The organism is uncultured Eubacterium sp. (assembly GCF_937958975.1).
Lineage (GTDB): Bacteria > Bacillota > Clostridia > Lachnospirales > Lachnospiraceae > Eubacterium_G.
Genome location: NZ_CALGRE010000015.1, coordinates 35,662 through 48,368 on the forward strand (window position 1 = coordinate 35,662; position 12,707 = coordinate 48,368).

Here is a 12,707-nt window from a genome sequence, read left to right on the forward strand (position 1 = left end):
TTAAATAGATATATGGCATTTAGCTGAGACAGATAATATGAAAGGATATAAGGTAATGACAAAATTTTTTGTTAAAAAGCCATTTTTTGTGGTTGTTGCAGTAATTATTATATTGCTTATCGGAGGTGTTAGTCTGACTAAAATGAACACAGATTTAATGCCGGATATGGAAGTTCCATATATGATGGTAATTACAACGGAACCTGGAGCTTCGCCGAAAAAGGTGGAAAATGATGTGACAAAGCCACTCGAAAGTTCTCTGGGAACAGTAAATGGAGTACAAAATATACAGAGCAGGTCAGCAGATAATTATAGTATGATTATGCTGGAGTTTGCAGATAATACAGATATGGATTCGGCATTGGTCAGAGTTTCAAAAATTGTGGATTCAGTTGATTTGCCGGACGAATGTGGAAAACCGAACATCATGGAAATCAGCATGGATATGATGGCAACCATGTATGTGGGAGTGGATTATAAGGGAAAAGATATTAAAGAACTCACGGATTTCACAAAAAACACATTGCAGCCATATTTGGAACGCCAGGAAGGGGTTGCAAGTATTACATCTATGGGGCTTACGACAGATTCTATAGAAGTAAAGCTCAATGAAGATAAGATTGATAAAATAAACAACAAAATCCTGAGTAAGACGAATGGGAAACTTTCCGATGCGCAAGACGAGATTGACGAGGCAGAAAAGAAAATTGAAGATGGCGAAAAACAATTGTCAGAACAAAAGACTGCCTTGGAGGGAAAGCAGGAAAGTACGAATAAAGAACTTGCAGATGCGCAGGTCAAGATAGCTCAGGCGCAGGCGTCAAAAGCAGCTTATGAGGCATCACTGAACAGCTTAAAAGCCAGCAAAAGTGCTTTAGAAGCAGAAAAGAAAGCATATAAGGATGCAAAGCTGGAAAATACATATAAAACAATCGATAAGATGTTTTCACAGTTCAAATCCCAGTTTGGAAATGTAGCGGAGCAGTCGGGTATAAAAGTACCGGGAAGTGTAGAGGAGGCTGTTGGAAATAAAAAGAATTTTAAAGCATTTATTTCCTGGCTGGAAAAGCTGGGTTATGGAGAACAGACAAAAGATTTAAGTTATGATTCTTTGAAACAGATTTACAATGCTGTAAAAGTAAGGCTTCCACAGATAGCTACAGAGCTGGGAAACTTAGAAATAGAAATAAAAGCAGCTTCCGCCATGTCAGAAGCGATATCAAAGCAGATGGAGGGGATGGATGAAAACCAGTCAAAGGCGATAGCAGGCGGCTATAGTGCGGCAGCAGGATTTGGTTCCGGTCAGGCACAGATGTCAGCGGCTCAGACGCAGATGGAATCTGCAAAAAGCGAGTTGAAGGAAGCAAAGAAAAAATTGAAAGATTCGAGAAAGGCTGCAGTTGAAAATTCAAATGTAAATGCATTATTAACGCTTGAGACGCTATCCAATCTTATTTACGCACAGAATTTTTCGATGCCGGTAGGTTATATTGATGACAGGAAAGATAATCAGTGGCTTGTAGATATCGGTGACAATTTTACGGATAAAAAGCAGTTAAGTAATATGGTATTGACTAAAATAGCAGGCGTCGGAAAAATAAAATTGTCGGATGTGGCAGATGTCACGATAGTAGACAATGCCGGAGAAAGTTATTCTAAAATCAATGGAAGGGCTGCCATACTTCTCGCCATTTATAAATCAAGTACATCAAATACGAGTGCGGTTTCTAATGGGGTTGATAAGGCTGCCAGTGAGTTAGAAGAAAAGTACAGTGGATTGTCCATTACTTCGTTGATGGACCAGAGTGATTATATTGATATGATTGTGAGTACGGTGTTAAGAAGTATGCTGTTGGGTGCAATTCTTGCGATTATTGTGTTGGCGCTATTTTTAAAAGATGTGAAACCGACATTAATTGTAGCATTCAGTATTCCATTTAGTGTTTTGTTTGCAATCATTATCATGTATTTTACGGGAATTACATTAAATGTTATGTCTTTGGCAGGACTCTGTCTTGGAATCGGTATGTTGGTAGATAATTCTATCGTAGTAATGGAGAATGTATACCGACTTAGAAGTTTGGGAATTTCGGCGCCAAGAGCAGCAGTTCAGGGAGCGAAGCAGGTTGCCGGACCGATTGTAGCTTCAACACTGACAACGATATGTGTATTTTTGCCTATGGTATATGTTACGGGAACAGTCAGTGATTTACTGATACCGTTTGCATTTACGATATCGTATGCTTTAATTGCCTCTTTAATCGTTGCATTGACAGTTGTACCGACGATAAGTGCTACTGTGCTGAAAAAAACGAAAACACATAAACATACATTTTTTGATAAGATAAAAGATAAATATGGACAATTGTTAGGAGTTTGTTTGCGGCATAAACTGGTTCCACTTTTGATTGCTATTCTGTTACTTGTTATTTGTGTCATTCAAGTATTTAGAATGGGGCTTGTTATGATGGATGATATGGAAAGCAACCAGGTTTCTGTGTCACTGAAATTGGAAGATGATGTGGAAAAGGAAGAGGCATATGCCACAGCGGACAAAGTTATGGAAGCAATTTTAAAAGTAGATGGAATCGATAAGGTTGGTGCGATGGATGGAAATGCCAGTGCCACATCATCTATGCTGGGAGGTTCTTCTGATAATTTTTCACAATTTAGCTTTAGTATTATAACAGACAAGGATATTACTACAACAAAACAGTTTAAAAAAATTATAAAAGAAATTGAGAATAACACAAAAGACATTGAATGTGAGGAAATTACTGTATCGTCATCAGCCCTTGGAGGGATGTCCGGCATGATGGGACAGGGATTAGAGGTCAATATCTATGGTGAAAATCAGGAAAAATTAATTGACATTAGTAAGGATGTCATGAAAATGATGCAGGATATTGAGGGTACTGAAAATGTAACAAATGGTCTGGATGATAAGAATAAGCAGATACATCTGGAAATTAATAAAAATAAAGCCGCTTCGATGGGATTGACCGTGGCACAGATTTATCAACAGATTTCTGAGAAAATTACAACGGATAAGAAAGCAATTTCCATTCGTGTTGATGACAAAGAAATGGATGTAAATCTTGTAAATGAAACGGATAAACCTGACTATGAGCATTTGATGAATACAGAAATTACAGCAACAACCAGAAATGATGAGGGACAGGAAGTAACAAAAAAATATAAATTGTCTAAATTTGCAAAAATGATTGAGGGTGAGAGCGTAGATAGTATTAACCGCGAAAATATGAGTAGATATATGTCTGTCACATCAGAGATAAAGGATGGATATAATGCGACGCTCTTATCGCGCGATTTGGAAAAACAGATTGATAAGTATGAAGCCCCAAGCGGATATTCTATTGAAATTCAAGGGGAATCGGCGCAGGTTATGGAAATGATTATACAAATGATTCTTGCACTTGCGTTAGGTTTTGTGCTCGTATATCTTGTCATGGTGGCACAGTTCCAGAGCCTGTTATCACCGTTTATTATTATCTTTACAGTACCATTGGCATTCACCGGAGGTATGATAGGTCTGATGCTGTTTGGACAGTCTATATCTGCAATGGCACTCATGGGATTCATGATTCTGATGGGAACAGTGGTTAACAACGGTATCGTATTTGTTGATTATGCAAATAAACTGCGAATACAGGGAGTAGAAAAGCGAACTGCATTGATTGCTACAGGAAAAACGAGAATGAGACCGATTTTAATGACAGCAATCACTACAATATTATCTATGAGTGTTATGGTATTTTCGCAGGATGCGGGAAATGCGATGCAGAAAGGTATGGCGATTGTCGTGAGCTTCGGCTTACTGTATGCAACGTTTATGACATTGTTTATTGTGCCTGTGCTATATGATATTTTATACAGAAGACAGCCAAAAGTAATCGATGTAGGAGAGGAAAATCTGGATGAAATTCCGGATGAGACATCAGATTTACTTGGTGAAATAGGGGAGGATAGCAGAGAGAAAAAATAATTAAAAAAGATAAAAGTATAGAGGTGATAAAATGCCAAAAGATACCTTTCACAGGTTAGCAGATGAAAAGAAACAAAGAATATTGCAGGCGGCATATGAGGAATTTTACAAAAATACATATAGTAAAGCTTCTATCAATCAGATTGTTAAAGATGCAGATATTCCAAGAGGAAGTTTTTATCAGTATTTTGATGACAAAAAAGATTTGTTTTTATATGTAATTGAGGAACATGTGAAAACTATTGCTAATGAATTTTCTTTAAAATTAGTCCGGTGTGACGGAGATATTTTTGAGTGCATAGATGATTGTATGAAAGAGTTTATAAATGGTTCTGTTCAAAATACCGGAATCTTGAAGATGGTATTTTCTGAACCTTGGATTTTTGAAATGATATGGAGTGAATCTATAAGACGTTCGAGAGAAGATTGTAATGAGATGACAGGAAAGTTAGTACAAAAAATCAATAGAGATAAACTCAATGTAGAGGATGAGGAGGAAATCTTTATCCTCTTAGGGATTATAGGGGCAATCATCCGGGATGTTCTGGATAAAATATTTTTGAGCAGTGACATTGCGGATAAAAAGAGATTGCAGAAAATATTTCATGCCAGAATACAGTCACTGAGACGGCATTATACAAAAATCTTTTGCTAATATGTAAAATACATAATAAATTTATTTAAAATAAATAGCATAGAAATTACATATAATGTATAATGGCAGAAGTAAATACAAGTTGCTAAAACAGCAGAAATAGTGAGAAAGGATGTGGAGATGGATTATATTATAGAAATTCTAAAAGTGATTTTTTTAGGAATTGTGGAGGGAATAACAGAATGGCTTCCTATCAGCAGTACAGGACATATGTTGCTTGTAGATGAATTTATTCATATGAATGTGAGTGATGAATTTAAAGAAATGTTTTTTGTTGTAATACAGTTAGGAGCGATTCTCGCCGTTGTCGTACTGTTTTGGAATAAAATGTGGCCGTTTAAGAGAAAAGAGTTAGCAGTTGGAGAAAATCCAAAAGGCACGATTCTTAGAAAAGATATATGGTCATTATGGTTTAAAGTTGTGGTGGCATGTATTCCGGGAGCAGCTGTTACGATTTTGTTTGATGATTTCATAGAAGAACATTTACATACACCAACAGTAATTGCTATTACACTTATTTTCTATGGTGTTGCTTTTATTATAGTAGAAAGATGGAACAAAAAAAGGACTCCGGAGGTAAAAACATTATCAGATATTACATATAAAACGGCATTTATCATTGGTCTGTTTCAGGTGTTATCTATTATTCCGGGAACGTCTCGTTCCGGTTCTACAATTATTGGAGCTTTACTTATCGGAGTGTCGAGAGTGGCAGCGGCAGAATTTACCTTTTTCCTTGCAGTGCCGGTTATGTTCGGATTGAGTGCATTAAAAATGTTAAAGTTTGGGTTTGCGTTTACGGGCACGGAGCTGAGTATACTTATTTGGGGAATGATTGTAGCTTTTGTTGTATCGCTTCTCGTTATTAAATTTCTGATGGGTTATATTAAAAAACATGATTTTCAGATTTTTGGATGGTATAGAATTATTTTGGGTGTGATTGTTTTAGTTTATTTTTTAGTTAGATAGGAAATAATAGGATTGAGAATGATAAAGGTGGGGGATGAAAAAATACAATCTTATGAAAAAAAGTGATGAAATCAGCAGTAATAATATAGATGATAAACGGATAGGGCGTAAGAGAAAAATTATCAGTATTATTGGGCTGCTTATATTTGTAATTCTGTCGGTTGCAATTGCAGTACCTGTAGCAAAATATTTTAATGAGCCGGAAATGTTCAGAGACTGGGTAGACAGTTTCGGTATGTGGGGCGGATTTGTATGTGTTGGCGCTATGGTATTGCAGATTATTATTGCCATTATACCGGGAGGTGCTTTAGAAATAGGAGCCGGATATGCGTTTGGAGCAATTCCGGCTACTATATTTTGTACGATTGGCTCTATTATAGGATGCGCAATTGTATTTTGGTTTGTGAGAGTGTTTGGCGTAAAGTTTGTGGAAGCATTTTTCCCAATAGAAAAAATACAGAATTTAAAGTTTCTTCAAAATGAAAAGAAGCGCAACATATTAGTATTTATAATTTTTTTAATTCCCGGAATGCCAAAAGATTTAATTTCATATTTTATGGGATTGACAAATATAAAATTGTCCGTGTGGCTTGTGATATCTACAGTTGCACGCTTTCCGGCGATACTTGTATCGGCTATGGGAGGACATGCTCTGGGGACGAAACAATATACAATGGCGGTGGTAGTTTTGGTTATTATCATGTTAATAAGTATGGCAGGAGCGCTTGTATACAAAAAAATAACAATGACAAGAAATGAAGAATAGTGTCATTTTTTTATCATAGTAGCTATTTTTTAGCGTTGGATAAAAAAAACTTGTTTTCTATTGTTTCTTTTTTGGATTTTTTTGTGCATTTCATAAAAACGTTTCAAACTTTTAGGTTTTCTCTTTTAACCTTTGGTAAAAAGTGCTAAGATATAAAGGATTTTAGAACATTTTTTGTTAAATTTTGAGGAGGGAACGATGAAATTAAGTGGTTTTATCAACAAAAAATCAATAACACGGCGCGTTTGGAGCGTAGTGTTGACCATCATTATGGTTTTTAACCTAATGTGTGGTTATGTAGCAGTTGGGGATAATAGTAAAACTGTTGACGCAGCAGTAATTACACCTCAATACCGTAATGTTATGTATTACGGTGAATGGTCTATTTATGCAGGACAGAAGAATTTTACGCCGAATAAGATTCCGGGAAATTACATGACACATTTAAATTTTGCATTTTTAGATGTGGATGAAAACGGTAACGTAATTTCCTGCGACTCATGGGCGGATGTTCAGAATCCAAATGTAGGATATACAGCACAGTCAGATGACCCATGGGCGGGCGTAATACCGGCAATGATTCAGCTGAGAAATGAATATCCGAATATGAAAATCGGATTTTCCGTAGGAGGATGGACACGTTCCGGTGATTTTCCAAAAGTTGCGGCATCTGCAGCAACCAGAAAGAATTTCGCAGAAAATATTGCAAAAACAGCACATTTATATGGATATGATTTTGTAGATATTGACTGGGAATATCCGACAGCAGACAGGGATCCTGATCCGGAAGGAAACGGTGTAACAGTGGATAAGGGCTGCAAAGGTTCAGCAGCAGATAAGCAGAATTTCACTTTATTAATGCAGGATTTAAGAGCAGCATTAGATAAATATGACAAGATTGATAATAAGCATTATGAATTATCTGTAGCAATGTCAGCATCACCAAAAATGATGGAGCAGATTGAATACGATAAAGTATTAAAGATTGTAGATTTTGCTAATATGATGACATACGATTTACAAGGTGCATGGAGTGCATATACAGGACATCAGACAGCGTTATATACAAATGAAGCGTACGACCATACGTCACAGCCGGATTGCCAGTTTTCGGTAGATGCATGTATTAAGTATCTTTATAATACATATGGCAATACGATTGATGCTTCAAAAATCGTCGTAGGTATCGCACCATACACAAGAGGATGGGCAGGTGTAAAAAATGACGGTCGTGATCCGAAAAATCCGGGTCTGTTTGCGACAGCTACACCGAACAGTGTTAAGGCAGCTGACGGAACGACAAGTGGTACTTTCGCATACAGTGATATTGGAACTCTTATAAATCAGTACGGATTAAAAGAATATTATGATGAAACAGCAGAAGCTGCTTACTATTACAGTGACAGCACAGGATATTTCTTTACCTGTGATAACGCAAGGTCGGTAACAGCAAAGGCAAAATATGTAAGAAATGAAACAGGATATAAAAATCCATTTAACAAGCCTCTTGGTGGACTTATTTCATGGATGGCATCTCTTGATGCAGCCGGTGAGGTTACCAAAACAAGTCATGATGCATTGTTTGGTTCAGGCTCCCAGCTTAAGGCGCAGGAAATTAAATTTCCGGAAATGGAGAATCTTGCAACAACAGTGACAGCATCGGGAGACAAATATACAATTACAATCAAGAACAATAACAAAGTTACAACTCCGGAGAAGCAGGGAACGCTTCATCAGGGAGCAGAAGCAAATATTCTTTATTATGCAGAGAAGTTTGCGGGTTCAGCAACTTATCCGACGTATTATATTAAGACAGCAAACGGAGCTTCACTTTCAGGTTCTGCGTGGGAAGCAGGTGGAACAATCGGAAAGTCAGGTGATTATACAACAGTTTCAATGACGTCATGGCCATATCGTTTAGAGCCGGGAGAGACAGCAACATTGACACTGACGGATTCTACCGGTAAGGCAGATGCTTCTAATATTGTTGAAGTTGGAATGACAAGAAAAGCTAATGCAAATGCGGCAGAATTTGGCTGGACGAGTCTGGTTGGAAAATCAACACAGCCTTCAACAACTCAGTCAGGCGGACAGCAGACGACAACAAAAACGCAGCAGCCTGCAACAACTCAGTCAGGTGGACAGCAGACAACAACAAAAGCACAGACGGCTACAGGAAATTATCCGGAATGGTCTGCTCAGAATGTTTCATATAAAGTTGGTGATTTAGTACAGTATCAGAATAAGGTATTTGAGTGTATTATTCCTCATACATCGCATGACGGATGGCCACCAATTGGTGGAGGAGCTACTCTTTGGAAAGAGAGAACAGATTTAGTTGCAGGAAGTTCCGAAAGACCGTCCGGCGGTGAAGAAGAAACGGATAATAATTATACAGTAAATGGAGTTTTACCACAGCATACAGTAACAGGTTATTGGCATAACTTCTCCAATGGTTCTACAAACCTGAAGTTGGCAGAGGTTCCGACATACTATGATGTTATTTGCGTAGCATTTACAGGAAACACAGCAACTCCGGGAGAAGCAACTTTTGGTGTAAGTGAAGATTTACAGAAATCCATTGGATACACAGATGCACAGTTTATTCAGGATGTGAAGACATTAAAGGCAAGAAATCAGCATGTATTGATTTCTGTTGGCGGAGCAGAAGGAAGAATTGAAATTAATAGTAATGAAGCAGCAGACAAGTTTGCAGAGAGCATGATTGCTATTATTGAAAAGTTTGGATTCGAAGGTGTTGACATTGACCTTGAAGGTGCAGCAGTATCTGGAACAAACTACATTGCAAGTGCACTTAGAAAAATGCGTAATCATTTTGGTGAGAACTTCATTATCACTATGGCTCCGGAAACAGCATATATGACTCCGGGTGGAGCAGGATTCTCTTCATATTATTGGAATCTTGCAATCTCTATTAAGGATATTTTGACAACAGTACATACACAGTTTTATAATTCCGGTGGAATGAACGGATATGGCGGAGGAGTAGCAAATCCAGGAAATGCATCATTCCCGGCAAATCTGTCTACACTTTATATTGAAAGCGGATTGAGACCGGATCAGGTGGCAATCGGCGTGCCAAGCAGCCAACCGGCAGCAACATCAGGACAGATAACACCGGCACAGGCAGTTACAGCATTTAATGCGATGGTTTATGGTACTTCAGCAGATGGATTTACACCACCAAAAGCATATCCTACATTCAGAGGCTTGATGACCTGGTCTATCAACTGGGATGCAAAACAGGATTATGCATGGGCAAAAGCAGCAAAAGCAGCTATCAATGCAGCACCGGTTACAGAACAGCCAACAAATAAACCGGATGTACCAACAAAAGAAGAGACAACAACTACAAAAACTCAGGTTGGTGGCAAACAGCCAATCGAAGTTATTGGATTAACGACAACTGCGCAGGAAGGACCGGCAGTGACATTTGCATGGGGACAGACAGAAGAGCAGATGGCTTTGGGTCAGTCTTACAATGTTTACATTGATGGAAAATTCCATGCAAACTATACAGCAGCAACACAGGTTACATATACATTTGCAACAAATGGAACACATACAATTAAGGTTACAGCAGCTTTAGATGGAAAAGAAACAGCAGGTGCAAGTCTTTCTGTAAATGTTACAGGAGCATCGGGAAGTGTTGAGACAACAAGTGAGAAGAAGGAAGAAGAACAGACAACAAAGAAACAGACAACATCCTCTACAACAGGGCTTTCTTCAAGACTTATGATTGGTTACTATCATACATGGAGTAATGATGGAAATCCATTTATCAAATTGCGTGATGTTGACAGCAACTGGGATGTTATTAATATTTCATTTGCTGAACCGGTAAGTGCAGGAAGTACAGACGGTAAAATGAAGTTTAACATATCAGGACTTTCCTCAAGCTATACAAAGGATGACTTTAAGAAAGATGTCAAAGATTTACAGGCTAAGGGCAAGAAGATTGTTCTTTCTATCGGTGGATATGAAGGATACTTCTCATTGGATTCTACAGCAGCAATCAATCAGTTTGTAAGTGATATCAAAGGATTTGTTGATGAATACGGTTTCGATGGTATTGATATTGATTTAGAGCAGTCATCTGTAAACTTTAATCAGGGAAATGATACAGATATTAGAACAATCAAGTCACCTAGACTTGCAAATATGGTTTCAGCAATCAGAACAATTGTAAATAGTTATGGAGATGATTTCATCCTCTCATGGGCACCTGAGACATTCTATGTACAGATGGGTTATACATACTATGCAGGAATTAATCAGTATTGTGATGCCAGAGCAGGTTCATATCTTCCAATGATTAATGCACTCAGAAAAGAGACATCATATGTACATGTTCAGTTATATAACTCAAGTCCAGTTACTGCACCGGATGGAGTATCCTATAATATGGGAACAAAAGAAGGCGTTGTTGCAATGTGTAAGATGCTTTTGGAAGGATTCCACGTTGGAGCAGGCGTAGGTGTAGCAAAGAGTGATGCAACATATTTTGCACCTCTTAGACCGGACCAGGTAGTAATTGGTGTTCCATCATCTTCAAGTGCAGCCGGAAGTGGTCAGCTTTCAAATGCAAACTTACAGGCAGCATTCTCAGAATTAGAAGCAGCATATCCTGGAATCAGAGGTATCATGTCATGGTCAATTAACTGGGATTCAGTTCAGAATGGTAATTCATTTGTAAGAGAAAACCAGGCATACTTATCTACATTGAGAAATGATGAAGAAGAGACAACACAAAAGGAACCTGAAGAAGAAACGACTACTGCACCAGATAGTAAAACAATTACTATTAGTGATAAGGTAAAAATCGAAGGTTATCAGATGAGTACAACATTAGGTGGAAGCAGAGTTGTTGGTTCCGTAGAACCTACAATAAACAACAAGAATGTAACTAAGTGGGGATTCATCTATGCAGTGGATAGTATGAATGGTAAATCACTGGGTGTTACAGATGCGGATATGTATGTTGGAACAACGAATAAATATATTGTATCAATGGATTCTACACCGGTTGGAACGAGCGATACAGCATTAGGAAATTCTCAGACAGCTACATATTTTGTAAGAACAACGCTGTTTGCTACAAACACAGCAGTTGAATATTCAACAAAATATAAAGTAAGAGCATATGCTTTACTTGAGGATGGAAGCTATGTATACAGTAATGTACGTTCATACTCTGTATATGATATTTGTGATAACTTATATCAGAATAGAAAGATGAATACAAGTTCAGCACATGACTATCTGTATAACAAAGTTTTGAAAGTTGTAAATCCTTCATATAAGGAAGTAGATTATAACTGGAGCAGTATTATTGTAAAATAATGAATATAAAATAATAGAAAGAAGGTACTTCGATACGGAGTATCTTCTTTTTTTTGTAGCAAAAGCCTGGCAAATAATATTGTGCTTGCACAAAATATCATTTGCCGGGCGTAAGAACAACGAAAAGCTGTGCTTCGAGATGTTGGCTTGCGTAATTGAGTAAGGAGTCAGCCTACTCGATTATAAGCGACAAGGAAAACAAATTTGCGTGTTTTAAGAAAAATTATACACATGTAAAAAAATCATTTACAAGTATGGAAAAAGTGTTATAATACAGATGGATAAAAAACAGACAAATGTATAAAAAAAGGAGGCGCAATATGGCAAATTCAAATATCACAAAAAAAGCCTTGGCAGAGAGCTTAAAGGAGTTAGGTACAATAAAAATTCTGGACAAAATAACGGTGGCGGATATCACAGAACATTGTGGGGTAAACCGTCAGACTTTTTATTATCATTTTAATGATAAGTATGAGTTGCTGGCATGGATTTACACACAGGAGTTAGTTATTCCATTGACAAAAGATTTAACATTTGATAACTGGGGAGAAAAAATTGTTGAGTTGTTTGTTTACATGAAAGAACGAAAACAGTTTTTTATGAATACAATAAAGTCGTCTAATGATTTCTTCTCAGAATATTTGCAAAAAATATTTATGGAATTGTTTAACAAGGCAATCAAAGATTTAAATTTGTATAATCATTTAGAAGAAAAAATGAGAGATGTCTATGCACGTTTTTTTGCGTATGGGTTAACCGGAGTGATTGTTGACTGGGCACTTAAAGGCATGAAAGAGGATGAAGCGGAACTGGCAAGATTGCTTCAAAATATGTCCCTAAGTACAGAGCGAATTGGACATGAGTTATATTTGTACCATAAAAGTGAAGGTAAGAAATAAAACACAAGTAAAAATTTTGGACAAAGTTTTTAAAATATACAAATTAAG

General features: G+C 37.3%; 6 protein-coding genes. All 6 read left to right on the top strand.

Annotated features, from left to right (window positions below; all coding sequences use genetic code 11):
• The first annotated feature begins 55 nt into the window (after nt 1-55).
• Complete coding sequence (locus Q5O86_RS02385) at nt 56-4,006, top strand: efflux RND transporter permease subunit (RefSeq protein ID WP_302625542.1); 3,951 nt, start codon at nt 56-58, stop codon at nt 4,004-4,006.
• Nucleotides 4,007-4,037: 31 nt separating this feature from the next.
• The gene (locus tag Q5O86_RS02390) at nt 4,038-4,661 is read left to right on the top strand and encodes a TetR/AcrR family transcriptional regulator (RefSeq protein ID WP_302625543.1); all 624 of its coding nucleotides are present in this window, start codon (nt 4,038-4,040) and stop codon (nt 4,659-4,661) included.
• 114 nt (nt 4,662-4,775) lie between these two features.
• A complete protein-coding gene (locus tag Q5O86_RS02395) occupies nt 4,776-5,630 on the top strand; it encodes an undecaprenyl-diphosphate phosphatase (protein ID WP_302625652.1) in 855 nt (284 codons plus the stop codon).
• Nucleotides 5,631-5,664: 34 nt separating this feature from the next.
• On the top strand, nt 5,665-6,396 hold the full coding sequence (locus Q5O86_RS02400; protein WP_302625544.1) for a TVP38/TMEM64 family protein: 732 nt from the start codon (nt 5,665-5,667) through the stop codon (nt 6,394-6,396).
• Nucleotides 6,397-6,594: 198 nt separating this feature from the next.
• Nucleotides 6,595-11,760 carry a glycosyl hydrolase family 18 protein gene (locus Q5O86_RS02405; RefSeq protein ID WP_302625545.1) on the top strand — a complete coding sequence of 1,722 codons (5,166 nt, stop codon included), beginning with the start codon at nt 6,595-6,597 and terminating at the stop codon, nt 11,758-11,760.
• Between the two features lie 320 nt (nt 11,761-12,080).
• Nucleotides 12,081-12,659, top strand: a complete 579-nt coding sequence (locus Q5O86_RS02410; RefSeq protein ID WP_302625546.1) for a TetR/AcrR family transcriptional regulator C-terminal domain-containing protein — start codon at nt 12,081-12,083, stop codon at nt 12,657-12,659.
• Nucleotides 12,660-12,707: the final 48 nt, after the last annotated feature.

Coding starts and splice junctions, on each gene's coding strand:
- Q5O86_RS02405 (WP_302625545.1), top strand. CDS start 6,595: ATGAAATTAAGTGGTTTTATCAACAAAAAATCAATAACACGGCGCGTT.
- Q5O86_RS02390 (WP_302625543.1), top strand. CDS start 4,038: ATGCCAAAAGATACCTTTCACAGGTTAGCAGATGAAAAGAAACAAAGA.
- Q5O86_RS02410 (WP_302625546.1), top strand. CDS start 12,081: ATGGCAAATTCAAATATCACAAAAAAAGCCTTGGCAGAGAGCTTAAAG.
- Q5O86_RS02385 (WP_302625542.1), top strand. CDS start 56: ATGACAAAATTTTTTGTTAAAAAGCCATTTTTTGTGGTTGTTGCAGTA.
- Q5O86_RS02400 (WP_302625544.1), top strand. CDS start 5,665: ATGAAAAAATACAATCTTATGAAAAAAAGTGATGAAATCAGCAGTAAT.